The following is a 26,537-nucleotide window of genomic DNA, read 5'->3' as shown; positions in this document are numbered from 1 at the left end:
CCGGGTGGGCGCGCCCTCACCGCCCCCGGCCAAGCGCCACACCGGGGCATACGCCCGCCGCCCCGCACTCCCCCGGCCGTCAGGACCGGACGAGCGACGCCACCACTGGTCGTCGGCGCCGGGCCGGCGACGCGTCGGTTCACCACCGGACGCGCGGCACCGCGCGGGTACGCGCCTGCCGCTCCGGAGTTCCGGGGGTACCGGACCGGCCGAGCGCGTGACGCTCCCGCCACGCCCTCCGGGAGCGTCGGCCTACTCCGTACAGCCCTTCTCACCCGACGCGGCCAGAACCACGCAGGCCTTCACGTCCGTCGCGCTGTCGACCGGCACCATCGGGGTGTACGTGACCGTGTCACCGGCCGCGGAGATGGTGTCGCTCTGCTTCGACGTGCCCGAGCCGATCTCGACCGTGTCCCCCTGGGTGGCCTGGGTGATCCGCCCCCACGCCGCGCCGCAGGTCTCGCTGTAGCGGACCTCCACCGTGGTGGCGCCGACGGTCGCGGTCTGCGCCGTGGTGACGAGGTCCCCACTGCACCCCATGACCTCGGCGTCCTTGCCGGCGCAGCTCTCGCCGCTGCACTCGACGCCCGGGGGCAGGTTCGCGTTGCTGGTGGCGGTGGGCGACGGGGACTTCCGCGCCTCGTCCTCCTTCTTGTCGTCCTCGGTCCCGGTGACGTAGAACGCGGCGGCGATCACCACCAGCGCCCCCACCGCGCCGGCGATGAACGTGGACGTCCGCTTCTTGCCGGCGGGGTGGCCGGAGCCGCCCGAGCGGCCGTGACCGGACGCGCCCTGGGGCGGCGCGCCGTACGCCCCCGCCTCCCATCCACCGGGGGCGGGCGGTGCGGCCGCGGCACCGGAGCGGCGGTGGCCCGGCTGCGGCGAGCCGGCGGATCCGGAGACCCCCCAGGAGTTCCCCCCGGGCGAACCGTCCCGTTCGCCGTCCTCCCGCGCGCCGCCCACGGCGTCGTGTGCGTCCGAGGCCGTCGGCTGCGGCGGCACGCTCGGCGCGACACCGGCCGGCCCCGCGACACCCGGACGGACCGCGGCCCCGCCCTTACGGGGTTTGCCGCCCGACGACGGCCCGCCGAGCTCGCTGAGCGCGGCACGCGCCTGCGAGATCCGGATCGCCTCCATGGTCATGTCGTGACGCATCTCCGAACGGCTCCAGGCGCGCTCGGCGAGCTCCCACATGGTGGTGAGGTGCAGCGGGTTGGTCCCGGTGACCTCGGCCAGGGCCACGATCGCGCCCTTCGGCGCGAGCAGCCGTCCGTTCAGATAACGCTCCCAGGACGTCTTGCTGTAGCCCGTGCGGTCGGAGACCGACGCGACACTCAGGCCGCTGCGGTCCACCACCCGCCTGAGCTGGCTCGTGAACTCCCTGATCTGCGGATCGAGTTCATCCGGCAAGGCCTTCCAACGAGGCATTGCTTCCCCCCTCTTCCCCCCGGTTCGTGCTGTTCTTGCCCTCGCGCATGGTGCCCTCTGCCGAGTCCCCGTCCGGCTACCCACAGGGATGCCGCCAGCCAGGGTCTCAGTTCCCGGGGTGGGGCGCACGGGATCATCAGGGCCGCGGGCGCGCACCGTCGCGCGCCTGCCCGCTTGCGGTCCAGTGTCCCATCGGTCACCCCCTCGACCGGACAGAACCCGGAACAACCGGAGGGGAATCCCGGACCGTCCCCATTATTCGCACTCGTCCTGCCGTCCCACCACTTCGTCGCACATCCACGAACGTGTCAACACATCGCCATAAACCAGCCACCCGGATGATCACATGAATCCCGCGTGCTCCCTCCGCCCCACCGCACACACCACCCACCCCACGGAAGTCCGCACAGGCGGACGTGCCGCGAGCGTGGCGCAGCCATGTCGCGGTGCTGTCGGCGGATTCCGGGCCACGTAGCGGAACGGTCACTTCCGTGCCACAGCGGCCGGACAGCCGTTGAACGGGCGCTGAGCCGTGCAGGAGTGTGGTGCGCGGCGGCGGCCCGTCCTTTCACGGGGGTGAGGACGGGCCGCCCCATGCAACGACCACCCGGCCGACTCAGCCGCTGATCGTGAAGTGCAGCAGGTCCGCCAGGAACGGAATCCTCAGCTTCGGCTCCGGCTGGACCATCAGCGCCAGCATCACGATCCCCAGGCCCAGCCCGCCGTACGTGACGATGTCGGTGAAGCGGGAGCGCACCGCGAGCATGCCGACATTCCGTACCAGCCAGCGCAGCAGGGCACCGGCCACCAGGGCCACGCCGATCAGCAGCGTGCCGAGCCGGAACTGGTCCAGGGCGGTCATCAGCAGCCCCAGTGCGACCGTGAGCAGCACGGCGAGGATCGGCCACTGGCGAGCGGGCGCGGGCGCGTCACCCGGGGCCGCCCTGCCTCCGCCCTCGGGGCGCGCGGTGTCCCGGGTGAACAGGGGGAACCGCCGGGTGGTACGCCGCGGCCTGCCCTCGGCGTCGGGTGCGCTGACCGGATCGCGGACCATGAGGTCCTCGGGTCGCTCCGGCTCCTGAGGGGCTTCGGAGACGTCCGGGGCATCGGGGGCGTTCTGCTCAGCCGGCACTGCGTTCCGCCGCCTCGACCACGTTGACCAGCAGCTGCGCCCGGGTCATCGGGCCGACACCGCCGGGGTTCGGGGCGACCCAGCCGGCCACCTCGGCCACGCCCGGGTGGACGTCACCCACGATCTTGCCCTCGGCGCTGCGGGAGACACCGACGTCGAGCACGGCGGCGCCCGGCTTGACGTCCTCGGGGCGGATCAGATGGGCACTGCCGGCGGCGGCCACGATGATGTCCGCCCGCCGCAGATGCGCGGGCAGATCACGCGTGCCGGTGTGGCACTGGGTCACGGTGGCGTTCTCGCTGCGCCGGGTCAGCAGCAGCGGCATCGGGCGGCCGATGGTGACACCACGCCCGACGACCACGACCTCGGCGCCCTTGATCTCCACTCCGTGGCGGCGCAGCAGGGTGATGATGCCGTTGGGGGTGCAGGGCAGCGGGGCCGGCTCGTTCAGGACGAGACGGCCGAGGTTCATCGGGTGGAGGCCGTCGGCGTCCTTGTCCGGGTCCATCAGTTCCAGGATGCGGTTCTCGTCGATGCCCTTGGGGAGCGGCAGCTGGACGATGTAACCGGTGCAGGCGGGGTCCTCGTTCAGCTCCCGGACGACCGCCTCGATCTCCTGCTGCGTGGCGGTGTCCGGCAGTTCGCGCTGGATGGAGGCGATGCCCACCTGGGCGCAGTCGCGGTGCTTGCCCGCCACGTACTTCTGGCTGCCGGGGTCCTCCCCCACGAGGATCGTGCCGAGGCCGGGCGTGACGCCCTTCCCCTTCAGCACCGCCACGCGGGCGGTCAGATCGGACTTGATCTCGGCTGCGGTGGCCTTGCCATCGAGAATCTGGGCGGTCATGCCCCCCATCCTCGCGGATGACCGGGCCCCGGTTCCAATCAGCCCGTATTCCGGGCCACCCGGGCACCCTTCACTCCGTAACCGATCCTCTTCCACCCGAATCGGCCCAAGATCAGTGATGTTGCACTTGCACAACACATACGGCGTACGGCTGGACAAGGAAAGGAACGGTCAAGAACGATGAGTGGCGCAGTGCCGCGGGCAGAACCGGGGGGACGGGCCGCATCTGTAGACCTTCCTCCGCGCCGGCCCTCGCGTCGTCCCCGCACCTGAAGCGCAAACGGAGGAAGAACCGCCATGAGTTTCGGCGACCCGAACAACCCCTACGGGCAGCCTCCCCAGCAGCCCCCGGCCGGACCGGGCTACGGCTACCCCCAGCAGCCCGGCGCCCCGCAGCAGGGCTACGGCTACCCCGCGGCCCCGCCCGTGTCCCAGTCGTACGGCGGCGGTTACGCGCCCACCCAGATGCCCGGCCTCACGCGCGCCGCGCAGATCCTGCTCGCCGTGATCGCCGTGGCCCACGTCATCATCGCGGGTGTGTACGGCAAGGCGCTGGCCGACTGGGACAAGACGATGATCGAGGCCGGCATCGCCGGTGACGCCGAGGCCGAGCGGTACGCCGACCTGGGCAAGGGGGTCGTCGTCTTCTTCCTCGGTCTGGCCGCCGTCTTCGCGGTCCTCGGCCTGGTGCTGCTGCTGCAGTACGCCAAGGGCGGCAACGGCGTCCGCGTCTGCTCGATCGTGTACGCCTCGTTCGCGATCGTCAGCGGCATCTTCTCCCTGGCCCTCTACGGCCTCGGCCTGCTCATCATGATCGTCTCGGTCCTGGTGATCATCTTCGCGGCGAGGCGGGCCAGCGCGGAGTGGTTCAGGCGACCGAGGTACTGAACGAACGGTCTGCGTCGTCCCGCTCCCAGGGGCCGTGTCCCGCCACACCGGCGGGACACGGCCCCTGGTGCGTCGCGGCACCCGACCACGGTGCCCGGGACGCGCCCTGCCGCCGGAAGCTTCGCCTCTTCACAGAAGCGTCCCTTAGCCTGCTCCTCGTTGGACTGGGGAAAGTGGCCCCGAGAAATCGGGGAAGGGGGAACGACTCCATGTACAGCGTCATTGTCGTGCCGCCGTCGGGCGGCGTCGGAGGCGACCAGATCCGGATCGCCACGGGGGAGCGTCTCAGGTTCGGCAGAGCCGTGACGGACGAGGGCCTCGTCCTCGCCCATGAGGGGGTGCCCCGGATCGCCGGTGAGATCTCGGCGCACCGAACGTTCTGGCTGCTGAGCAATCTCAGCGAGGACCAGACCTATGTGGTGGACAACCCGGAGGGCGCCGGCGAACACATCAAGGTCACGCCGGGCAGGCTGGAGACACCCGTTCCGTTCGAGTTCGCACGGGTGGTGCTGCCCTCCGCGGGCGACCTGCTCACCTTCGACGTCTGGGCTCCGTGCCACGCCTTCCGCAGCGTCGACCGCGGCGGACTCGGGGGCCCGGCGACCGTTCCGGCGTTCGCCCTCGACCGTACGAAACGGTACTTCGCGGTGCTCGCGGCGCTGTGCGAGCCCCGGCTGCGGGGCGAACCGCACGCCCCGCTGCCCGCGGTCGAGGAGCTCGTCGAGCGGCTTCGCCCCACCTGGCCGAAGGTCAGCCGCTCCGCCGTCTACTGGAACATCGACTACCTGGCCGTGAAGCTCCGTCTGAGACCGGGCCCCGGTGACGTCGCCCAGAGCGGCCGGCGGGCCAACGGCAAGAAGCAGTCCCTCGTCTCACTCGCCCTCCGCTTCGACCTGGTGCGCGAGTACGACCTCATCGTGCTCGACCCGACCCGCAGCGGGGTGGTCCGGTGAACAGGCAGCCGTATGCCGTCCCCGTCCCGAAGGGCTACCGGGTGGGCGCCTGGGAGGTGCGCGAACCCCTCGCCTCCGGTGCGTTCGCCACCGTCTACGCGGCCCGCCCGGCCGTGGACAACCCGGACCCGGCCCTGCCCCGTCAGGCAGCCCTCAAGTTCCTGCCAACCGGCACCCGCACTCCCCGCCAGCTCAACCACCTGCGCGAACTGGCCGAACGGGAGGTCGACCTGCTGGGCCGGATCCGCGCACCGCGGCTGATCCGCATGTACGAGACGCTGACGGTCGACGACCCGGCCCACCCGGAACTGGACGGGGCCACCGTCCTCGTCCTCGAACGGGCGGAGGGGTCCCTGGACGCCGTACTGGCCCGGACCCCGGCGCCGGAGGCCGGCCCGGCTCTGCTCGCGCAGATCTGCGAGGGCCTGCATCAGCTGCACCACGCGGGCTGGGTGCACGGGGACCTCAAACCGGCCAACGTGCTGTTGATGGCAGACGGTTCCGTCCGCCTCGCCGATTTCAACCTGGCCGCCGAACTCGAGGGGACCCACGCCTACTCCCCGGCCTTCGCCACCCCCGACTACACCGCACCCGAGCTCCTCTGGCCCGAGATCGACGAGCGGGGCACCCGGATCCGGCCCACTGCCGACATCTGGGCCTTCGGCGTACTCGCCCACATCGTGCTGACCGGTTCGTTCCCGCTCCCGGGCGGCACCACGGAGGCCCGCACCGACGCGGCGATGCGCTATGCCCGCGGCGCGGAGGAACTGCGGCTGTCCCCCCGGCTCCCCGGCGACTGGCGGGAGATCGTACGCGACTGTCTGGCCGCCACTCACGAGGAGCGCGCCGCGGACACGGCGGCACTGCTGCGCCGCGTGGAACAGGCCGCGGGCGCCTCCCGCTCGGCCCGTCTGCCCCGGCTGAGGCCCCGGCGGTGGCGGCGCCCCACGGCGCCGGCGGCGGTCGTCGCCGCGCTGGTGCTCGTGGGCTCCGGCGTGGCGTACACAACCCTGCGGGACGAGGCGCCGGCGGTCGCGGCGCCGCCCACGTGCGAGAAACCGGTGGTGTACGAGGACGCCAAGCACGGCCCCGGCTACATGGCGGGTCACAGCGGCACGTGGGACTTCACCATCAAGCGGGGGGACGGAGGAAGCCAGGTCAGAGAGCTCCAGTGCCTGCTCCGGTACCTGCACGGCATCACGGAGGTCGGCGAGGTCGACGGCGACTTCGGCCCGCTGACCCACGGGGCGGTCGTCACCTTCCAGGAACGGGCCGGGCTGGACGCGGACGGCATGGTGGGCCCGTCCACCTGGCGCGCCCTGCGCCGGACGGACGACTGAATCCGGCGAGCTCCCGGGGGGCGCCCGGGCTTTCGCAGCAGCCGGCCCCCCGGTGAACACCGGGTCCGCCGGTCTCGGGCCGCCGACGGCCGCGCGGTCACCTCCCTGCTGGGGAGGAGCCCGCGATGGCGAGCCCCGTCCGCAGTCTGGCGGGGTCCCGCCTCCTTCCGTCCCTACAACGTTGCAGGTTCCCCCGGCCGCCTGCCCTGCCCACGATGGCCACGGCACAACGACGGACAACGGGAACCGGGGGAAGGCATGAAGAGGTTACGAGGGCGGCGGATCACGGCCGGTGCCGTCGGCGGACTGACACTGCTGTCAGGCCTGGGCATCGGAGTCGCCACGGCGGCACCGGCCGCCGCGTACGCGGGCTACTGCAACGACGGCTACGCGACGGTGGCGAGGACGTTCTCCGGCACCACGTGGACGGCGTACCTGCCCGGCTACCAGGCCGACATGGACTGCACGATGGGCAGTGGAGCACGGAGTGCCTCGGTCGGCCTGCTGCAGCGCTCCCTGAACATGTGCTACAGCCAGGCCACGGGCCACAGTCTCAAGGTCGACGGGATCTTCGGCGCGAAGACCAGGAACGCGCTCGCGGCCGCACAGCAGCGCGAGGAAATCGCGGGCGACGGCATCTACGGCAAGGACAGCCGCACCCACTTGAAGTGGGAGTTCACCCGCAACGCGTCGACGCGCTGCGCCCGGATCTGACCCGTGCGAACCATCCAGAAACGAGGGAGCTCATGAGGAAGACCCGCATGCCGCGCGCCAAGGCGGGCGTCGCGGCCGGTGCGATGCTGCTGGCCGGGCTCGGAGTGGCCGGTACCGCCACCCAGGCGAGCGCCGCCACCAGTTGGTGCAACAAGACACTCGGCCGCTTCATCGGCGGAGGAACCGGCCACGAGCTGGCCAACATCCCCGCCTACGGCAACACGGACAACTGCATCACCGGGCGAGGCGCCGTCGGCTCGCACGTGAAGGCGATCCAGAAGGCGCTGCGCCACTGCCACAAGCGGACCACCGTGGTGGTCGACGGCGAGTTCGGACCGGTCACCGAGCGGCAGTTGGAGATCGTGCAGGCCGCCCTGCACCTCGACGACGACGGCATGTACGGCCCGAAGACCCGCGACAAGCTGAAGTGGCAGAGCACCACCGGCCACTGCGCGACTCTGCCGTAGGACCGGCACCCGACCCCGGCGAGGGCGTCAAGCGCGAAGCCACCGAAGTCATGGAGGCCGGCACCCCGGAGGCCGCCCGCGCCTTCCTGGAGACCGGCGACCGCCTCGCGCAGACCGGGGACGGGCGTGTCGCCGTCGCGCGGATCCTGGCCGACCCGGACATCGGCGATGCCCGCCGCGCGGCCGCGCAGGACGTCGTCGACGGTACGCCCGAGGAGCTGCGGTACTTCCTGGGGACCGGCCAGTACGAGGTGGACAGGTAGGACTCCCGTGCGCCCGGCCGCCTCATCGGTGGCCGGGCGCACGGAGACGTCAGTGGAAGAAGTGGCGCGTGCCCGTGAAGTACATCGTCACGCCGGCCTTCTTCGCGGCCTCGACGACCAGTTCGTCGCGGACCGAGCCGCCGGGCTGGACCACCGCCTTGACGCCCGCCCCGGTGAGGATCTCCAGGCCGTCGGGGAAGGGGAAGAACGCGTCGGAGGCGGCGTAGGAACCGGCCGCGCGCTCGGCGCCCGCCCGCTCCACCGCCAGCTTCGCGGAATCGACACGGTTGACCTGGCCCATGCCGACGCCGACGGAGGCGCCGTCCCTGGCGAGCAGGATGGCGTTGGACTTCACCGCGCGGCATGCCTTCCAGGCGAAGGCGAGGTTCGCCAGCTCGGCCTCGGAGAGGGCCTCGCCGGTGGCGAGGGTCCAGGTGGCCGGGTCGTCGCCGTCGGCCTGGAGGCGGTCGGTGACCTGGAGGAGGGCGCCACCGTCGATCGGCTTGACCTCGACGGGGGCGGCCGGAGCCTCGGGGGCGCGCAGCACGCGGATGTTCTTCTTCTTGGTGAGGGCCTCCAGCGCACCCTCCTCGTAGTCCGGCGCGACGATGACCTCGGTGAAGATCTCCGCGACCTGCTCGGCCATCTCCTTCGACACCGGACGGTTGACCGCGATCACGCCGCCGAACGCCGACAGCGGGTCACAGGCGTGCGCCTTGCGGTGCGCCTCGGCGACATCCGCGCCGACCGCGATGCCGCACGGGTTGGCGTGCTTGATGACCGCGACGGCCGGGGCGTCGTGGTCGTACGCGGCGCGGAGGGCGGCGTCCGTGTCCGTGTAGTTGTTGTAGGACATCTCCTTGCCGTGCAGCTGCTCGGCCTCGGCGAGGCCGCCCGCGCCGGACACGTAGAGCGCGGCGGGCTGGTGCGGGTTCTCGCCGTAGCGGAGGGTGTTCTTGCGCTCCCAGGTGGCGCCGAGGAAGTCGGGGAACCGCGACTCGTCGACCGGGGCGTAGTCGGAGGCGAACCAGGAGGCGACGGCGACGTCGTACGCGGCCGTGTGCTGGAAGGCCTCCGCGGCGAGCCGCTTGCGGGTGGTGAGGTCGAAGCCGCCGTCACGGACGGCCGCGAGGACGTCGGCGTAGCGGGCCGGGCTGGTGACGACCGCGACGGAGGGGTGGTTCTTGGCGGCGGCGCGCACCATGGACGGGCCGCCGATGTCGATCTGCTCCACGCACTCGTCGGGCGTGGCACCGGAGGCGACGGTCTCGCGGAACGGATAGAGGTTGACCACGACGAGGTCGAACGGCTCCACACCCAGCTCGGTCAGCTGCTGCCGGTGGTCCTCCAGGCGCAGGTCGGCGAGGATCCCGGCGTGGACCCTGGGGTGCAGGGTCTTGACGCGGCCGTCGAGGCACTCGGGGAAGCCGGTGAGCTCCTCGACCCTGGTCACGGGAACGCCCGCGGCGGCGATCTTCGCGGCGGTGGACCCGGTGGAGACGAGCTCCACGCCGGCCTCGTGCAGTCCGCGCGCGAGGTCCTCGAGGCCGGTCTTGTCGTAGACGGAGACGAGCGCCCGTCGGATGGCCCGCTTGTTGCTCTCGGCGGTCACTGGATAACTACCTTTCGTCCCTCAATGCGATAGCCGTTGCGGGCGAGGAGCCCCACGACCTCGACGAGCAGCCTTCGCTCGACTTCCTTGATGCGCTCGTGCAGAGCGCTCTCGTCGTCCTCGTCCCGGATCTCCACCACGCCCTGCGCGATGATCGGCCCGGTGTCGACGCCGTCGTCGACGAAGTGGACGGTGCAACCGGTGACCCTGGCGCCGTACGCGAGCGCGTCCCGCACGCCGTGGGCTCCGGGGAAACTGGGCAGCAGGGCGGGGTGGGTGTTGACGAACCGCCCTCCGAAGCGCGCGAGGAACTCCTTCCCCACGATCTTCATGAAGCCGGCGGACACCACGAGGTCGGGATCGTGGGCGGCGACGGCCTCGGAGAGCGCCGCGTCCCACTCCTCACGGGTCGGGTGGTCCCTGACCTTGCACACGAACGTCGGCAGTCCGGCGCGCTCGGCGCGGGCCAGCCCTTCGATGCCCTCGCGGTCGGCGCCGACAGCCACGATCTCGGCTCCGTACACCTCAGGGCCGACTGCTGTGATCTCGTCGAGAAGCGCCTGGAGGTTGGTGCCGGATCCGGAGACCAGCACGACGAGACGCCTGGCGCGCTCGGCCACGGGCTTGGCGGCCACGATGGGGCCCTTTCTCGGGAGCGTCTGCACGGTCGGCGGCGCAGCGCTTTGTATGTTCATGCGAATGCTTCGCGGCACCGGATACGGGGAAGCCTACGAAGCGGCCGACCGTCAGCAACGATACCGGCACACCGGGCGGCCCCCACGGGACGGGGGCGTGGCCGGGAGGTAGCGTCTGGGACGAGCCGGTCCGGGAAAGCCGGTACTGGAAAGCGGGGTGCGCGTGGGAACGCGCACCGCGCATCGCGCGTTCACAGGAGGACGGACCCGGGCCGCGCGGAGCCGGAGGGAACCCACCAGCTCACAGCTCAGTCGTAGTCGATACGTCGTGCGAGGCGGTCGCGCCGGACCACGCCGTGCTTCATTAAGGGGAAGACGCTCACTTGACGCCGTACCGCAGCCTGCGATTCCTCACGTTCCCCCGGCAGTCGGACCAGGGAGGGGAGCGTGGCGCCGTGCTGCTGCGGGAGCGCCCCACCTCACCGCCCGACGCTCCCCGGGGCGGGGACAGCGGCGACGACCAGCGCGGGTCCCAGGGCTCCGGAGGGCCGCGAGGTTCCCAGGGCTCCCAGGGCTCCCAGGAGGACAATCCGTTCGCGCCGCCGCCGGAGGGGACTCCCGACCGGCCCTGGCAGCCGAGGCACCCCTCGGGCGGGGAGGGCGGCCGCTCCCCCTGGGGCCGGAACTGGAGCGACCGTCAGCCCGGCCGCTCCCCCGACGGTTTCGGCGACCGCCCGCGCGGCCCCGAGGGGCAGGGCGGCGGCCCGCAGACCCCCGGCACCCGCTGGGACCCCACTGACCCGTCCCAGCGCCGGGCGCGCTATGCCCTGCTGTCCGGCATGTGGGCCTTCTTCTTCGCTCTCTTCAGCTGGCCCTATGTCGCACTGCTGCTGGGTGCGCTCGCCATGTACTGGGCCATCAGCGCCCTGCGCGCCAAGCCCCGCGCACAGGACCCGGACTCCCCGGCGCCCGAGCAGAAGGGCCGCCCGCAGACCACGGCCGCGGTGAGCGGTCTGGTCACGGCGTCCCTGGCACTCGCCCTGGTCGCCGCGTCCTTCGCGGCCCAGCTGGTCTACAGCGACTACTACACCTGCACCAACGACGCCCTCACACAGGAGGCGCGCCAGGGCTGCGACGACCTCCTCCCGGAGGAGCTCCGCGGTCTTCTGGGCGACGGCGAGTGACGGACCGGGCCTGAGGCCGGTCCGGCGGACCGTGCCGGAAGCCCCGGCTCGGCTCACCCGCGCTTCGAGGAGCCGTCGGTCCCCTCCGGTCCGGCGCGCCCAACCGACTCCCGGTAGTCGTCGGCGCGGGACGGGCAGGGGGTCTCCGGCGTGACCGCCGGGGGCCCGGGGTCCTCGTACGGCGCAGCGCTGCGCTGCCGCATGCCGGTCGCGGTGCCGGGTGCACGGTCGCGGGTGGCGTCGAACGCGTCGTGGTCGAGGAGCAGGTACGGCTCGTCCGGGCCGTCGTCAGGAACCGGGGGCGCCGACTGCCGTGGCGTGTCCCGGGCCGTTGTCTCCTTCCCGGCTCCGGAGCCGGGGATCCGGAACCACCCGCCGCGCGAGGACGGCCCGTCCGGGGTGCCGGGTGCCGGGGCACCGGGTCCCGGGATGCGTCCCGCCGGGGCGCCGGCGAGCGGGCGGGCACGCCAGGTCCGCACCACCAGCGATGTCGCGATCGCCGTCAGGCAGAGCCACACCAGTGCGGCGGCGCCCACCTGCCACCACACCGGGCCGAACCGGGAGAGCGCCGCCACGCCCAGCGGGCCGCCCGCGAGCGCGGCGAGGACGGACAGCAGGGCCGCGCAGAGCACGGCCGACAACGCGGCCGCCCCGGCGGTCCGGCCGGACGTCCAGACGGGGGCGGGCGCCCGTCCGCTGATCGTGGCGCCCCGGCCCACGAACCACCCCGCCACCACTCCTGCCGTCAGCGGCACCGTCCCGGCCGCCCAGTTCAACGGCGTCCCCGTCCCCGCGTCCGGGACCGCCGCGAGCAGTGGGAACGGCGGCAGCAGCGGAGCCGGTGCGGAGGCGAGCGGGGTCACCAGGGTGCCGTCGCCGAGGAGGAAACCGGGGCCGAGGGCGTAGGCCGCGGACCACACGGCGGCGTTCGGCGCCAGCGCGACGCAGAGCAGCAGCACCGCCAGCCATCCCGACCAGCCCTCGGTCACCCGCACAAACGCCGTCCGGGTCTCCCCGCCGTGCCAGGCCAGCGACACCGCGAGGAGCAGTGCCCCGCCGCCCACCAGCACCGACGCCCCGGCGGCCGCCGCGCGCGCCGCGACCCCGGGGCGGCCGTCGGGTCCGAGGACCAGATGGCGTACGCGCCTGGGCAGCACCCGGCCCAGCACCCGCTCCAGGGGCCCGCTCGGGCGGCCGTACGCCGACCACACCCCACTCCCGGCGGCCAGCACGGCGACCAGCGGCACGCACACCGCGGTCCCCACCCACACGGGCCGCAGCTCCCCGGCGGCGGCGTAGAACGCGGTGGGCGCACCGACGGCGAGGTAGCCGAGGACGACGCCCGACAGCGCCGTACGGCCGGGGACCAGCGGGGCCTCGTCGCCCGCGTCCCCGTCGGCGGCGTCACGGGCCGCGCGGTGCAGCAGCCACACCGGCAGCGTGAGCAGCAGCAGCGGGGGGAGGCCAAGGGGCGCGGGCACACCGGAGAGGGTGTCGGTGCGGACCAGTTCGGCGCCGTGCGCCAGCAGCCACAGCGCGGCCGCGGTGTGCAGGGCGCCACCGGGTCCGCTGTCCGGGTACGGGGAGCTGACCCACAGCAGCATCACCAGCACGGTGAACGCCGCGAGCCCGAGCCCGGCCGCGAGTGCGCCGCCGAGGACGCCGGAGGCCAGCCCGGGCGGGCGGTCGCGCAGCCGGGAGAGCAGGGCGGCCGGTGTCGAATGGCGAGCGGTCATCGGGATCACGCCCGCCATGCTCCCAACGACACGCGCTTTCCGGGTGTAACGGGCGAAGCCCCGCTGTGTCGCTCAATATATGTTTATGTACTTTTCTGTACGGAGGGGCGCCCAGTGACACGCAGCCCCACCCCACTCCCTGAGCCCGGTGAACGCCGGCGCCTGCGCGAGGCGGGCGCGCTGACGCGTGATCAGCTCGCCGCGCGTGTGGGCGTGCGGCCAGGGACGGTGCGTTCGTGGGAGTCCGGCCGCAGCACGCCGCGCGGCCGGAACCGGGAGGCGTACGCGAAGCTGCTGGCCTCTCTGGCCGGGCGGGCGGAAGGGCCCACCGAAACCGCGGTCGGGGCCGGGCAGTCGGTGCCGGGCCGTCAGCAGAAGGAGGGCACGGCGGTGGTGACGGTGTCTGTGGGCGAGCCGGGCGGCCGCGGCCCGGCGACGGCCGGGCCGGGGCCTTCCACGTGCGCGCAGGCACCCCCTCCTGCGCAGGCCATCGAGGAGGCCCGTCCCGGACTGACGCCCGCTCAGGCCTTCGACGCCCTGTACTCCTTCTGCGCCCCCGCCCTCGTCCGGCAGACGTACCTGCTCAGTGGCCGCCGCGACCTCGCCCGTGAGTCGGTGGAGCGTGCCTTCCAGCAGGCCTGGGACCACTGGCCGGAGGTGGCCCGCGACCCGGACCCGGCCGGCTGGGTGCGCGCGGCGGCACACGAGTGGGCGCTCTCCCCCTGGCACCGCTGCCGGCGCCGCTACCGGCAGCCGGAACCCCCGCCGCCCGATGACGACAACCGCACGCTCCTGGAGGCACTGCTGCACCTGCCGCCGCCGTATCGCCGCACGCTGCTGCTGTACGACGGGGTGGGCCTCGACCTGCCGGAGACGGCGGCGGAGACGGAGGCCAGCACCCGGGCGACCGCCGGCCGGCTGACGCACGCACGGGAGACCGTCACCGCCCGGCTGCCGGAACTGTCGGATCCCGGGGAACTGCGCCGACGGCTGGCCGAGCTGGCGTCCACGGGGCGGCTGCGGGCGGCCGAGCCGCCGGAGGTCCGCGGCGGCAGCGAGCGCCGGGCACGCTTCTGGACCCGCGCCGCCATCGCCTTCACAGTCGCCCTGATCGGCACCACGGCCCTCACCCTGCACACGGCACCCACCCGCTACGAGCCGCCGGTGCCGCCGGGCGGGACGGTCCAGGGCGTTCCGCCGCGGGTGGCGCCCGGTCCCCTGTCCGAGGAGCAGCGGGAGCTGCGGGACAGCCTGCGCGAGGAGTTGCCGCGAGGACCGCAGCGGCTGACGCCCCAGGCGGGGTGAGCCGCTTCCCGCGCGGCAACGACGGTGGGCCCGTCCCCCTGCGCGGGGAACGGGCCCACCCGTACGGTGCGACGCGGCCGGTGACTCAGCCGGCGAGGATCGCGCGCGCCAGCTTCGCCGTCTCGGTCGGCGTCTTGCCGACCTTGACGCCGGCGGCCTCGAGGGCCTCCTTCTTCGCGGCGGCCGTGCCGGAGGAACCCGAGACGATGGCGCCGGCGTGGCCCATGGTCTTGCCCTCGGGCGCGGTGAAGCCCGCGACGTAGCCGACGACCGGCTTCTTCACGTTCTCCGCGATGTAGGCCGCGGCCCGCTCCTCGGCGTCGCCACCGATCTCACCGATCATCACGATCAGGTCGGTGTCGGGGTCGGCCTCGAACGCGGCGAGCGCGTCGATGTGCGTGGTGCCGATGACCGGGTCGCCGCCGATGCCCACGGCCGAGGAGAAGCCGATGTCACGCAGCTCGTACATCATCTGGTAGGTCAGCGTGCCGGACTTGGAGACCAGGCCGATACGGCCGGGCTTGGTGATGTCGCCCGGGATGATGCCGGCGTTCGACTGGCCGGGGCTGATCAGGCCGGGGCAGTTCGGGCCGATGATCCGGGTCTTGTCGCCCTTCTCCACCGCGTACGCGTAGAAGGCGGCGGAGTCGTGCACCGCGATGCCCTCGGTGATGACGACCGCGAGCGGGATCCCGGCGTCGATGGCCTCGACGACGGCGGCCTTGGCGAAGGCCGGCGGCACGAAGAGGACGGACACGTTCGCGCCCGTCTTCTCCATCGCCTCGGCGACCGTGCCGAAGACCGGGATCTCGTTGCCGTCGATCTCGACCGACGTGCCCGCCTTGCGGGGGTTCACGCCACCGACGATGTTTGTGCCGTCGGCCAGCATGAGCTTGGTGTGCTTCATGCCCGTGGCACCGGTCATGCCCTGGACGATGACCTTGGAGTCCTTGTTGAGGAAGATAGCCATGGCTGTTCTGTCCCTCGTCCCTTACTTCGCAGCCGCGAGCTCGGCGGCCTTGTCGGCCGCGCCGTCCATGGTGTCCACGCGCTGCACCAGCGGGTGGTTGGCGTCGGAGAGGATCGTGCGACCCAGCTCGGCGTTGTTGCCGTCGAGGCGGACGACGAGGGGCTTGGTGACTTCCTCGCCCTTGTCCGCGAGCAGCTGGAGCGCCTGCACGATGCCGTTGGCGACCTCGTCGCAGGCGGTGATGCCGCCGAAGACGTTGACGAAGACGGACTTGACGTCCGGGTCGCCGAGAATGATCTCCAGGCCGTTCGCCATGACGGCGGCGGAGGCGCCGCCACCGATGTCGAGGAAGTTGGCGGGCTTGACGCCGCCGTGCGCCTCACCGGCGTAGGCGACGACGTCCAGGGTGCTCATGACGAGACCCGCGCCGTTGCCGATGATGCCGACCTCGCCGTCGAGCTTGACGTAGTTGAGGTTCTTCTCCTTGGCGGCCGCCTCGAGCGGGTTGGCCGCGGCCTTGTCCTGCAGGGCCTCGTGGCCGGGCTGACGGAACTCGGCGTTCTCGTCCAGGGAGACCTTGCCGTCCAGGGCGAGGACGTCACCGGAGGCGACCTTGGCCAGCGGGTTGACCTCGACGAGGAGCGCGTCCTCGGCGACGAACGTCTTCCACAGGGTGACCAGGACGTCGGCGACCTTGTCGGCGACGTCGGCCGGGAACTTCGCGGCCTCGACGATCTCGCGGGCCTTGGCGGGGGTCACGCCCTCGTTGGCGTCGATCGGCGTCTTGGCGACGGCCTCCGGACGGTTGGCCGCCACCTCCTCGATGTCCATGCCGCCCTCGACGGACGCGATGGAGAGGAAGGTGCGGTTGGCACGGTCCAGGAGGAAGGAGACGTAGTACTCCTCCAGGATCTCCGGGGCCGTCTCGGCGATCATCACCTTGTGGACCGTGTGGCCCTTGATGTCCATGCCGAGGATGTCCGTCGCGCGGGCAACGGCCTCGTCCGGGGTCGCGGCGAGCTTGACGCCGCCGGCCTTGCCGCGGCCACCGACCTTCACCTGGGCCTTGACGACGGACTTGCCACCGAGACGCTCAGTGGCTGCGCGGGCCGCCTCAGGCGTGTCGATGACTTCACCGGCCAGCACCGGTACATCGTGCTTGGCGAAGAGGTCCCTCGCCTGATACTCGAACAGGTCCACGCGCTTCCGTCCCTATCAGTGATCTCGCGGTCGTTGGGTGCGTGGGCGTGCCGCGAAGGGCAACGTGACGTCCGCTGTGTCACAAGGGAGGCGCACACGGTGTCCGAGCACGCGGCATGTCCGTCTCGCAGGTTATCGCCGCATGGCTGACCTCTCTAAATCGCGGGTCACACGTGAGCGGTGATACCTGTCACATGATGCCGTCATCTCCGGCACGGCGTGCCGGAGGTGAGGGGCCTCACCGGGCTGGGGTTGACCCGGTGAGGCCTTTGGGACAACCCGGAAGGGCGGTGAACGCCCGCTTCCGGGGTTGCGGGGCGTCCGGCCCCCACCCCAATGGGGGCCGGATCCCCTCCGCGAGGGTGCGACCGGACGAGCCGACGGCTTTCGGCCGTCCGGGTCCTGATGCCCCGCGGGGTTCTTTGTTACCCGTGAGTCAGCTGCGGGTGGGACGCGGGTGCCGGCAACCGGGCCCTCACGGGAGACGCCCGCCCCGGTTTCCGCCGGGGCGGGGTGATTGTCCGCACGGGCATGCCTGCTCACGCCCCCGTCCGCACACCTCCACGGCAGGGGGAGCGGCTGCCCTAAGCGGGTGCGACCGGAACGTCCCGGCAGCGGTCCCGGGTCCCCTCCGCCTCGACGCGCACGGTGGCGCCCGGTACGAGCCGGGGGACGGGCCGGTGACACGCGGGGACGGCGCACACGTCACCGTGCCGCGGTGTGCCGTGGTCCGCCGCCGATCCACTGCCCAGGACGCCGTCCGACCGGCCGTCGGCGGGAGCATGGGGGGCGAGGACCGGACCGGCGCGGACGCCGTCGCGTGCGGGGGCGCCGCCCCGGTGGTCGCCGTGGCCGCAGTGTGACCCGCTGCCGGGGCCGGTCGGCACCGGTCCAAAGGGATTCCTCACGTACGGCGGGACGAGTGAGGACGCTGCACGGGTCCACATCGAACGGCGCCGATCCTCGCACGCGACTCCCGAGGCTGCGCAAGCCCTCCGATACCGGTGGTCAGCGATGTCCCGTTTCACCGGCCCGAGTCCGCCCGCCCCTTCATCCCTCGTCCGGTACCGGCAACGGCCGCTTCTCGATCGCCGCCGCCATCACCTCCGGGAACAGATCGGGCGTGCAGGCGAACGCCGGCGCGCCCAGCGCGGCGAGCGCCGCCGCGTGCTCCCTGTCGTAGGCGGGCGCCCCCTCGTCGGACAGCGCGAGCAGCGCCACGAACTGCACCCCCGATGCCTTCATCGCCGCCACCCTCTTGAGCATCTCGTCGCGTATCCCTCCTTCGTAGAGGTCACTGATCAGCACGACCACCGTCTCCGCCGGCCGGGTGATCTGCGACTGGCAGTACGCGAGCGCCCGGTTGATGTCCGTACCGCCGCCGAGCCGGGTGCCGAAGAGTACGTCGACGGGATCGTCGAGCCGGTCCGTGAGGTCGGCGACCGCCGTGTCGAAGACGACGAGCCGCGTGTCGAGCGACCGCATGGACGCGAGCACCGCCCCGAACACCGACGCGTACACGACGGACGCCGCCATCGACCCGGACTGGTCGACGCAGAGGACGACCTCCTTCTTCACCGACCGCGCGGCATGCCCGTAGCCGATGAGCCGCTCGGGCACGATCGTCCGGTACTCCGGGAGGTAGTGCTTGAGGTTGGCCGCGATCGTGCGGTTCCAGTCGATGTCGTGGTGACGGGGCCGGCTGACGCGGGCGCTGCGGTCGAGGGCGCCGGTGAGGGTGGCCCGGGTGTGGGTGGCGAGCCGCTTCTCCAGGTCCTGGACGACCTTGCGCACGACGGCCCGTGCCGTCTCCTCCGTCGTCTCCGGCATGGCCTTGTGGAGTGACAGCAGGGTGCCGACCAGATGGACGTCCGCCTCGACCGCCTCCAGCATCTCCGGCTCCAGCAGGAGCGTGGCGAGCCCGAGCCGGTCGATGGCGTCGCGCTGCATGACCTGGACGACGGAGGTGGGGAAGTAGGTCCGGATGTCCCCGAGCCAGCGGGCCACCGACGGCGCCGACGTCCCCAGTCCCGCCGAACGGTCCCTGCCCGTCCGCGGTGTGCCGTCCTTGCCGTAGAGAGCGGCGAGTGCGCCGTCCATCGCGGCGTCCTGCCCGGACAGCGCGCAGCCGGTCCCGTCGGCCGGGTCCCCGCCGAGCACGAGCCGCCATCTGCGCAGCCGCTCCTGTGCCGGGTCCGTCGTGGTGATCGCCATGCTCGTCTCCCCCTCTCGGTGTGTGCCCGTCATCCCGCCGTCCCCGCCGGTCCGGCGCTCGCTGCCGCCGCGTCCCCGTCCGGTCCCAGCAGCAGTCGCAGGACCGGCAGCACGGCGTCCGCCCGGGCGAGGTCGGGGCGGGGCGAGAAGCCGGGTCTGCCGGGACCCCCGGCCATCGCACTCCCCCGCGTCACCGGTCCGCGCCGGACCAGTTCGCCGAGGGTGCGCCGTACCCCCGGTTCGTACGCCGAGAACGTGCGCCGCAACAGCGGCAGTACGTCCGTGAACGCCTCCGCCGGTACGCCCGTCAGCCATCCGTCGACCAGCCCGAGCAGCCGCTCGTCGTGGACCAGGAGCAGCCCGCCGCCGGAACCCTGGCCGACGAACCCCTCGACCCACGCGGCCGCGTCCGCCGGCGGCGTGCCCGGCGACAGGACGAGTCCCATGAGCCGCGCCGCCTCGTCCCGCGCCAGCTCCCCGTCGTCCAGCAGCAGGCGCACCGAGCGGCCCCGTATGACACCCGGCACGGTGTCCCGGGCGGACAGCGTCCGCAGCACCGACCGCCAGCGGGCGCGCAACTTCCCGTGCCCCGGTGCGGGGGCGTCACCGAGGAGGGCGACCGCTGCGTGCACCGCGTCGACATGGCCGCGCATCTCCTCGGCGGCGTCCGCGTCCAGTGCCGTGCAGGCCGGGGGCAGGCCGACGAAGACCCGCTCGGCGAGACCGGCGGCGACCCGGGCCAGCGCGACGGTGTCCGTGCCGCGCACATCGCCGTAGCGCAGCGAGCGGACCAGGGCGGGCAGCGCCTGGGCCAGGTGGCCGACGTCCGTGTCGAGAGCCGCACGGTCGGCGAGGATCCGCATCACCGTGGGCAGCGCCTCGGACAGCCCGGCCAGCAGGCAGTGTTCGGCGAGCCCGGTGACCCCGTCGAGGCGCCGCGCGGTGACGGCGTCCGTCTCCGCCCTGGCGGTCGCGGCGGCGTGTACGGTCGTGCCCCACACCCCTGCCTCGGCGACCCGCACGGACAGCTCCGGCTCCCAGCGCAGCCGCCAGGTCTCCCGGAAGGTCCCGGTGCCGCCGCGCGAGACGGCCGGCTCGCCCCAGCCGATGCCGAGCAGGCGCAGCCGGTGCAGCAGTCGGCTGCGCTCCGCGCCCGTCTCCGTGCGCAGGTCGAGCTCCAGCTCCCGCTCCGCCGCCTCCGGTTTCAGCCGCAGCCGACGCTGGATCCGCGCGAGGTCCCGCTGCAAGGGCACGGCGGGCGCCGTGGCCGGTACCTCCCCCAGGACGTCGCCGACGACCAGCCGGTCGTACACCAGGGCCAAGGGCACGTCGGAGCCCTCGCACATCACCGCCCGGACCGCGTCGGTCGTCTCGCTCAGCCCGGCCAGCGGGCGTCCGCGCATCACGGCGAGGGTCTCCGCCAGCCTGACCGCCTCGATGACATGCGCGGGCGAGACGATGCGGTCCTCGGCCCGCAGCAGTCCGGCCACCTTGGTCAGCCATCGCTCCACCGGCCGGTCCGGGGCGCGGAACAGATGCCCGTACCAGCCGGGGGAGTCGATACCCGCGCCGTAGCCGCTCGTCCGGGAGAGCCTGCGGTTGGTCCAGGGCACCCAGGTCATGTCCGTCTTCACCTTGGGCAGCCCCTTCAGCAGGGCCCGGTCGGCGGCGACGCCGGCCCTGTGCCGCAGGGCCGGCACATGCCAGGCCCCGCACACCACGGCCACGCCGTCCCCGAACTCCCGCTGTGCCGCGCGGATCCGCAGCCGCATATGGGCCTCGCGCACCAGGTCCCGCTCGTGTCCCCCGCTGCCGCACTCCTCCCGCAGCGCTGTCATGGCCTCTTCGAGCGCGGTGAACGGCGCGACCGGGTCCCCCTTCCCCACGCCCCGGTGCTCGACGACGTCCTCCCACCACCGCTCGGCGTCGTCGTACCCGGCTGCCCCGGCCAGCACCCCCAGGGGATCGATCCGCACATCGGCCGCCGGCCCGGCACCCTCGCCGGCCGCTCCGGCTCCGTGACCGGAGTCGTCCTCCGCCCCACCGGGCCGTCGGTCCTCCGCGCCTGAACCGTCCTCCCCGCCCGGGGGTGCACCGCGCGGGTCCCGGCCCCCGTCCGCCGGTCGGGTCCCGCCCTTCCCCCTCCCCTCGTCCCCCTCCCAGACCAGCGTGTGCGTCGCCGGCAGGTCGATGAAGCGGGCCGGGATCCCGTGTTCCAGCGCCCAGCGGAGCGCGACCCACTCCGGGGAGAACTCGGCCAGCGGCCAGAAGGCCGAGCGGCCGGGCTCGTCGACGGCATGGGCGAGCAGGGCGACGGGCGGCCGCATGTCCTCCTCGGCGGCGAGCGGGATCAGCGCGTCCGCCTCCGGCGGGCCCTCGATCAGGACGACGCCCGGCTGGGCCTCGTCCAGCGCCGCCCGTACCGCCCGCGCCGACCCCGGGCCGTGATGCCGCACCCCGAGCAGCAGCGGCCCCGCGGCGTCCGCGTTCCCTCCGCTCACGCGCCGGCCTCCCGGCAGGCCCGGTAGAAGTCCTTCCAGCCATCTCGCTCGCGGACGACGGTCTCCAGGTACTCCTGCCAGACGACACGGTCCGCCGCCGGGTCGCGGACGACCGCGCCGAGGATGCCGGCGGCGACGTCCCCGGCCCGCAGCACACCGTCGCCGAAGTGGGCGGCCAGCGCCAGACCGCCCGTGACGACGGAGATCGCCTCGGCGGTCGACAGCGTGCCGCTGGGCGACTTGAGCTTGGTGCGGCCGTCGGTCGTGACCCCGTCGCGCAGCTCGCGGAAGACGGTGACGACACGGCGGATCTCGTCGATGCCGTCGGGCACGGCCGGCAGGTCGAGGGAGCGGCCGATCTGGTCGACGCGGCGCGAGACGATGTCGACCTCCGCCTGGGGTGTCTCCGGCAGCGGCAGCACCACGGTGTTGAACCGCCGGCGCAGGGCGCTGGACAGTTCGTTGACCCCGCGGTCGCGGTCGTTGGCCGTGGCGATCAGGTTGAAGCCGCGGACCGCCTGCACCTCCTGGCCCAGTTCCGGTATCGGCAGCGTCTTCTCCGACAGGATCGTGATCAGCGTGTCCTGCACGTCGGCCGGGATACGGGTCAGCTCCTCGACGCGGGCCGTCCTGCCCTCCGCCATCGCCCGCATCACCGGGCTGGGCACGAGGGCGTCCCGGCTGGGGCCGTGGGCAAGCAGCCGGGCGTAGTTCCAGCCGTAGCGGATGGACTCCTCCGGTGTGCCGGCCGTGCCCTGCACCAGCAGGGTGGAGTCGCCGCTGACCGCCGCGGCCAGGTGCTCGGAGACCCAGGTCTTCGCCGTGCCGGGCACCCCGAGCAGCAGCAGGGCGCGGTCGGTGGCGAGGGTGGTGACGGCGACCTCGACGATCCGGCGCGGGCCGACGTACTTCGGGGAGATCACCGTGCCGTCCGGCAGTGTGCCGCCGAGCAGGTAGGTGGCGACGGCCCACGGCGACAGCCGCCATCGGTCGGGGCGCGTGCGGTCGTCCTGCGCGGCCAGCGCGGCGAGTTCGGCGGCGAAGGCGTCCTCGGCGTGCGGCCGCAGCGTGTCCGTGTCCGACCCCGTCGTGTGCGCGGGCGTCGTGTCCGCCGTCGTGTGCGCGGGCGTCGTGTCCGCCGTCGTGTGCGCGGGCGCGGAGCCGTTCCGGCTCGGGTCGACGGATGTCGGTTCAACAGGCACGGTCATGGCTTGAGTCCCCCTCCAGCTCGGCCGGTTCAGATCTGTCACCAACCGTGCACCACACCACTGACAATCGCTGTGACCTGCGCAAATGCGTTCTCCGGGTCGATTGTCAGTGGGGGGGCCTACCGTCGAGGACATGACTGAGCAGGGGGTGCGCTGGACCGCGGACCAGGTGCTGGCACTGGCGCCTGACCCGACGTCACGCACGGCGGGATGCGCACTCGGCGCGAGGGGACCGTGGTCGGAGGCCGGCAGTTCCGGCGAGGGGACGGTGTGGGGGCTGTGCGGGGGCGGTGGCGGTGGCGGCACGCCGTACCGGACGGTCGTCGACCTCGGGGACGCCGCCGGGCCCGCGTACACGTGCAGTTGTCCGAGCCGTAGCCTTCCGTGCGAGCACGCGCTCGGTCTTCTGCTGCTCTGGGCGGGCGGAGAGGAGACGGTGCCGCGGGCGGAGGTGCCGGGGTGGGCCGCACAGTGGCTCGCGGGCCGACGCCCGCGCGCCGAGGGGGCAGCGGCCCCGGATGCCGCGGGCTCCTCCCCGGGTTCCGCCGGTACCGCGGCGGCGCGGCGCCGGGCGGAGCGCCGGGCCGAGCGGGTCACCGCGGGCGCCGAGGAGTTGGAGCAGCGTCTGGCCGATCTGCTGCGGGGCGGCCTGGCCGGGGCCGAGCGAGTGGGGTACGGGCTGTGGGAGGAGACCGCGGCCCGCATGGTCGACGCCCAGGCGCCGGGACTGGCGGCCCGGGTGCGGGAGCTGGGGGCGCTCCCCGGCACCGGGCCGGTGCGGCTGCTGGAGGAGTGCGCGCTGCTGCACCTGCTGGCCCGGGGCTGGCTGCGTCGTGAGCGGCTTCCACAGGCTCTCGCCGCGACCGTCCGTTCCCGCGTCGGCCTGCCCGTCCCGGCGGACGGCCGGCCGGTGCGGGACCGCTGGCTGGTCCTCGCCCGGTACGACACCGCGGACACCCGGCTGACGACCCGCCGCGTCTGGCTGTACGGCATCGGATCGGGGCGTACGGCGCTGCTCCTGTCCTACGGCGCGGCGGGCCGCGCCCCGGAGCTCGCGCTGCCGGTCGGTCTGGCCCTGGACGCGGAGCTGTCCGCATACCCGGGCGCGGGACAGCCGAGGATGGCCCTGGGTGAACAGTTCGCACCACCCGCCCCGACGACCGCCCGGCCGGCGGGCACGACGACGGCCCGGGCGGTCGCCCGCTACGGCGAGGCGCTGCGCGACGACCCTTGGCTGGAGTCGGTCCCGGTGACGCTGGACCGGGTGATACCGGCCGCGGACGGGGACGGCTGGCAGCTTGCCGACGCCGACGAGGACGCCGCCCTGCCGCTCTCCCCGGCCGCGCGGTCACGTCCGGGCCTGTGGCGCCTGATCTCCCTGGCGGGCGGCGCCCCGGTCAGGGTCTTCGGTGAGTGCGGCCATCAGGGATTCACTCCTTTGGCGGCATGGCCCGAGGGGCCCGGTGAGGCGGTACCGCTGTGCTGAGCGGTGCGCTCGCCCCGTCCTCGCCCGCACCAGGAATCTTTCGGACATCACTGGACACTCGATGCGTCTGAGTGCCCGACCGCACCGGGACCCCCGTCGGAAAGGAAGCTCATGAGCAGGACGACCGCCCGTGTGGACGCGTCCCTTCCGGGCGACTGGGAGGAGCTGGTGACCACGGCCCTGCTGGGCACGGACCGGCGCACACCGGCGGGCGTCACACCCGGTCCGCAGGCGCCGTCGGTCCTGCTGGACGCCGCGGCCGTGGCGACCGTACGACGACGGGCGGGGCTGCGGCCGGCACGGGCCGCGGAGCGTCCGGAGCCGGCTCCCGCGGACCCGCGCCCCGCGCTGCCACCGGCCGCCGCCCGTCGGCTCGAGATGCTGCTCACCGGCCGCCCCGGCACCTCCGGCGCCGGCCGCCGGGGGACGGCACCTGATCTCATGGAGCTGCTGCCCCAGTGGCTGGCGGCGGCGAACGCCCGCGGTTTCGCGCCGCCTCCCGCCGTCCTGCCCGCCCTGCTCGACTCCGCGCGGGGGCGCACGGACCTGCGTCCGGCGGCACTGCGGTTCGCGGGGCCGCGCGCGCTGTGGCTGGCCCGGCTCAACCCGGACTGGCGGTTCGCTCTGCGTTCCACACCGGGCGGTGGCACGTCCGTGCCCGCCCTGCACGACAGGGACGGGATACGGCGGCTCTGGCAGGAGGGCCTCTTCGCCGAGCGGGTCGCCCTCCTCACCACCCTGCGCTCCCGGAAACCGGCCGACGCGCGTGCGCTCCTCGCGGAGACCTGGGCGACGGAGCGTGCCGAGGACCGGCTGATGTTCCTCGACTCACTGCGCACCGGACTCGGTCCGGACGACGAGCCTTTCCTGGAGCAGGCCCTGGCCGACCGCAGCCGCAATGTACGGGCGACGGCGGCGGAGTTGCTGTCGGCGCTGCCCGGATCGGCCCTGGCGGAGCGGATGGCGGTCAGGGCCGCCGCGTGTGTGGCCGTGGACCGTACACGGGACACACCGACGATCACCATCGAGGCACCGCACGAGTGCGACGCGGGCATGGAGCGCGACGGTGTGACGGCCAAGGCCCCCGCGGGTCGGGGTGAACGGTCTTGGTGGTTCGGCCAGTTGATGGAGTCGGCCCCTCTCCGTGGCTGGCCGGGGCGGCTTGGCGGACGTACACCTCAGGAGATCGTCGCTCTGCCGGTGGCGGACGGCTGGCAGAGCGAACTGCACGCGGCCTGGTGCCGGGCGGCGGTGCGGCAGCGGGACGCGGCCTGGTCCCGGGCCCTGCTGGGCGAGCCCTCCGCAGCGGAGGCGGGCGGACCGGGGGCGGTGTCCCTGGCCGAACGCGCCAGGCTGCTCGGCACGCTGGACGCCGCCGAACGGGCGGAGTGGGTGGCCGCCTTCATCGAGACGCACGGCCTGTCCGAGGCGTTCCAGCTGCTCGGGGTGTGTGCCGTGCCCTGGGCCGCGCCCGTCGGGCGGGCGGTGGTCGACGCGCTCAACATCGCGCGGGACGCAGGGAGTTATCCATGGAGTTTCAGCGGAGTCATGGGCCTGGCCGAACGCTGCCTGGACCCGTCCGAGGCCGGCCGCCTCGACGCGCTCCTGGCCATACCGGACGAGCCGGAGAACGCGTCGCCTGGAGCCGGCGGCTACTGGTCGGAGGCCTTCCAGCGGCTGGTCACCACACTGCGCCTGCGCGCGGCCATGCTGGCGGAGCTGGCCCCAGCCACCCCCTGATCCACCCCGGACAGCCTCTGCCGAGCAATTACGCCGCGTACACCACGGACAGCCGAGCCGATCCCACCGCGGACACTCGCGCAGCCGCGACGGCACGGGCGGGCACGACGGCACCTCGCAGGCGCCGGGCCCCATGGTCCGCCCCCGCCCCGCACCGGCCCCGGGGCGACGGGGCGGGGGTACCGAGTACGGTCCGGCGACCGGCCGGGGCCCCGCCACCACATCCCGTGCGTCACATGATCGGTTTACGCCCCGGCGGGCTGACGGGTGTTCGCCCGGACCCAGTCCACGATCGACGCCGTGGTCGCGCCCGGCGTGAAGATCTCCGCGACGCCCTTCTCCTTCAGCGGAGCAATGTCCGCCTCGGGAATGATGCCGCCACCGAAGACCAGGATGTCCGCCGCGTCCCGCTGCTCGAGCAGTTCGATGACCGCCGCGAACAGCGTGTTGTGCGCGCCGGAGAGGATGGACAGACCGATCGCGTCGGCGTCCTCCTGGATCGCGGTGTCGACGATCTGCTCGGGAGTCTGGTGAAGCCCGGTGTAGATCACCTCCATCCCGGCATCGCGCAGCGCACGCGCGATCACCTTGGCGCCACGATCGTGGCCGTCGAGCCCCGGCTTGGCCACCACGACGCGGATCGGACCGGCTGCCACACCCATCACTGCCTCCATGAAGCGACTACTTCCATCCGTTTCGACAAGTACCGCACACATC

General features: G+C 73.3%; 22 protein-coding genes. 10 read left to right on the top strand and 12 right to left on the bottom strand.

What is annotated here, in order from left to right:
* Positions 1-252 precede the first annotated feature (252 nt).
* The 3 genes from ACZ5C2_RS15150 to ACZ5C2_RS15140 form a co-directional block, all read right to left on the bottom strand.
* Positions 253-1,428, bottom strand: a complete 1,176-nt coding sequence (locus ACZ5C2_RS15150) for a helix-turn-helix domain-containing protein (RefSeq protein ID WP_468790387.1) — start codon at positions 1,426-1,428, stop codon at positions 253-255.
* A 616-nt stretch (positions 1,429-2,044) separates the two neighbouring features.
* The gene (locus ACZ5C2_RS15145; protein ID WP_468790385.1) at positions 2,045-2,560 is read right to left on the bottom strand and encodes a DUF3017 domain-containing protein; all 516 of its coding nucleotides are present in this window, start codon (positions 2,558-2,560) and stop codon (positions 2,045-2,047) included.
* The gene (locus tag ACZ5C2_RS15140; RefSeq protein ID WP_468790383.1) at positions 2,550-3,404 is read right to left on the bottom strand and encodes a bifunctional methylenetetrahydrofolate dehydrogenase/methenyltetrahydrofolate cyclohydrolase; all 855 of its coding nucleotides are present in this window, start codon (positions 3,402-3,404) and stop codon (positions 2,550-2,552) included. Before ACZ5C2_RS15140 ends, ACZ5C2_RS15145 begins: the two co-directional genes overlap by 11 nt.
* Before the next feature lie 297 nt (positions 3,405-3,701).
* Between ACZ5C2_RS15140 and ACZ5C2_RS15135 the strand changes: the two genes are divergently transcribed.
* The 6 genes from ACZ5C2_RS15135 to ACZ5C2_RS15110 all read left to right on the top strand — a co-directional run bounded on the left by ACZ5C2_RS15135 (position 3,702) and on the right by ACZ5C2_RS15110 (position 8,029).
* Positions 3,702-4,292, top strand: a complete 591-nt coding sequence (locus ACZ5C2_RS15135; protein WP_468790382.1) for a hypothetical protein — start codon at positions 3,702-3,704, stop codon at positions 4,290-4,292.
* A gap of 209 nt (positions 4,293-4,501) precedes the next feature.
* Positions 4,502-5,245, top strand: coding sequence for an FHA domain-containing protein (locus tag ACZ5C2_RS15130; protein ID WP_468790380.1), 744 nt, complete (start codon positions 4,502-4,504; stop codon positions 5,243-5,245).
* Positions 5,242-6,585, top strand: coding sequence for a protein kinase domain-containing protein (locus ACZ5C2_RS15125; protein WP_468790378.1), 1,344 nt, complete (start codon positions 5,242-5,244; stop codon positions 6,583-6,585). Before ACZ5C2_RS15130 ends, ACZ5C2_RS15125 begins: the two co-directional genes overlap by 4 nt.
* A gap of 258 nt (positions 6,586-6,843) precedes the next feature.
* A complete protein-coding gene (locus tag ACZ5C2_RS15120; protein WP_468790376.1) occupies positions 6,844-7,299 on the top strand; it encodes a peptidoglycan-binding domain-containing protein in 456 nt (151 codons plus the stop codon).
* A 32-nt stretch (positions 7,300-7,331) separates the two neighbouring features.
* Positions 7,332-7,766: a peptidoglycan-binding domain-containing protein gene (locus ACZ5C2_RS15115; protein ID WP_468790374.1), complete on the top strand. Its 435-nt coding sequence runs from the start codon at positions 7,332-7,334 to the stop codon at positions 7,764-7,766.
* Positions 7,727-8,029 (top strand): ALF repeat-containing protein, encoded by a 303-nt coding sequence (locus ACZ5C2_RS15110; protein WP_468790373.1) that lies wholly within the window; start codon positions 7,727-7,729, stop codon positions 8,027-8,029. The genes ACZ5C2_RS15115 and ACZ5C2_RS15110 overlap by 40 nt, the downstream gene beginning before the upstream one ends.
* 49 nt (positions 8,030-8,078) lie before the next feature.
* On the opposite strand, the gene purH is transcribed toward ACZ5C2_RS15110, so the two are convergent.
* Positions 8,079-9,641, bottom strand: a complete 1,563-nt coding sequence (gene purH / locus ACZ5C2_RS15105; RefSeq protein WP_468790371.1) for a bifunctional phosphoribosylaminoimidazolecarboxamide formyltransferase/IMP cyclohydrolase — start codon at positions 9,639-9,641, stop codon at positions 8,079-8,081.
* Positions 9,638-10,276 carry a phosphoribosylglycinamide formyltransferase gene (gene purN / locus ACZ5C2_RS15100; RefSeq protein ID WP_468790369.1) on the bottom strand — a complete coding sequence of 213 codons (639 nt, stop codon included), beginning with the start codon at positions 10,274-10,276 and terminating at the stop codon, positions 9,638-9,640. Before purN ends, purH begins: the two co-directional genes overlap by 4 nt.
* 383 nt (positions 10,277-10,659) lie before the next feature.
* Here purN and ACZ5C2_RS15095 point away from each other — a divergent pair, with 383 nt between their 5' ends.
* Positions 10,660-11,460, top strand: a complete 801-nt coding sequence (locus tag ACZ5C2_RS15095) for a hypothetical protein (protein WP_468790367.1) — start codon at positions 10,660-10,662, stop codon at positions 11,458-11,460.
* A gap of 53 nt (positions 11,461-11,513) precedes the next feature.
* Here ACZ5C2_RS15095 and ACZ5C2_RS15090 read toward each other — a convergent pair whose 3' ends face one another.
* Positions 11,514-13,214: a cell division protein PerM gene (locus tag ACZ5C2_RS15090; protein ID WP_468790365.1), complete on the bottom strand. Its 1,701-nt coding sequence runs from the start codon at positions 13,212-13,214 to the stop codon at positions 11,514-11,516.
* A gap of 96 nt (positions 13,215-13,310) precedes the next feature.
* Between ACZ5C2_RS15090 and ACZ5C2_RS15085 the strand changes: the two genes are divergently transcribed.
* A complete protein-coding gene (locus ACZ5C2_RS15085) occupies positions 13,311-14,501 on the top strand; it encodes a helix-turn-helix domain-containing protein (protein ID WP_468790364.1) in 1,191 nt (396 codons plus the stop codon).
* Positions 14,502-14,586: 85 nt separating this feature from the next.
* Here the strand turns inward: ACZ5C2_RS15085 and sucD are convergent, their stop codons facing one another.
* The 5 genes from sucD to ACZ5C2_RS15060 form a co-directional block, all read right to left on the bottom strand.
* Complete coding sequence (gene sucD / locus ACZ5C2_RS15080) at positions 14,587-15,471, bottom strand: succinate--CoA ligase subunit alpha (protein WP_468790362.1); 885 nt, start codon at positions 15,469-15,471, stop codon at positions 14,587-14,589.
* Between the two features lie 21 nt (positions 15,472-15,492).
* A complete protein-coding gene (gene sucC / locus ACZ5C2_RS15075) occupies positions 15,493-16,671 on the bottom strand; it encodes an ADP-forming succinate--CoA ligase subunit beta (protein WP_468790360.1) in 1,179 nt (392 codons plus the stop codon).
* 1,050 nt (positions 16,672-17,721) lie between these two features.
* A complete protein-coding gene (locus ACZ5C2_RS15070) occupies positions 17,722-18,885 on the bottom strand; it encodes a VWA domain-containing protein (protein ID WP_468790358.1) in 1,164 nt (387 codons plus the stop codon).
* A gap of 29 nt (positions 18,886-18,914) precedes the next feature.
* On the bottom strand, positions 18,915-21,386 hold the full coding sequence (locus tag ACZ5C2_RS15065) for a DUF5682 family protein (protein WP_468790356.1): 2,472 nt from the start codon (positions 21,384-21,386) through the stop codon (positions 18,915-18,917).
* Entirely contained in the window at positions 21,383-22,594 is a 1,212-nt protein-coding gene (locus ACZ5C2_RS15060; RefSeq protein ID WP_468790354.1) for an ATP-binding protein, read from the bottom strand. The genes ACZ5C2_RS15065 and ACZ5C2_RS15060 overlap by 4 nt, the downstream gene beginning before the upstream one ends.
* Before the next feature lie 133 nt (positions 22,595-22,727).
* Between ACZ5C2_RS15060 and ACZ5C2_RS15055 the strand changes: the two genes are divergently transcribed.
* Both ACZ5C2_RS15055 and ACZ5C2_RS15050 read left to right on the top strand, forming a co-directional pair.
* Complete coding sequence (locus ACZ5C2_RS15055) at positions 22,728-24,080, top strand: SWIM zinc finger family protein (protein ID WP_468790352.1); 1,353 nt, start codon at positions 22,728-22,730, stop codon at positions 24,078-24,080.
* Positions 24,081-24,191: 111 nt separating this feature from the next.
* A complete protein-coding gene (locus ACZ5C2_RS15050) occupies positions 24,192-25,820 on the top strand; it encodes a DUF5691 domain-containing protein (protein WP_468790350.1) in 1,629 nt (542 codons plus the stop codon).
* A gap of 245 nt (positions 25,821-26,065) precedes the next feature.
* Here ACZ5C2_RS15050 and ACZ5C2_RS15045 read toward each other — a convergent pair whose 3' ends face one another.
* A complete protein-coding gene (locus tag ACZ5C2_RS15045) occupies positions 26,066-26,482 on the bottom strand; it encodes a cobalamin B12-binding domain-containing protein (protein ID WP_468790605.1) in 417 nt (138 codons plus the stop codon).
* Between the last annotated feature and the right edge of the window lie 55 nt (positions 26,483-26,537).

The sequence above is a fragment of the Streptomyces sp. NPDC031365 genome (assembly GCF_055569765.1).
This window is presented reverse-complemented; position numbering and strand designations above follow the sequence as displayed.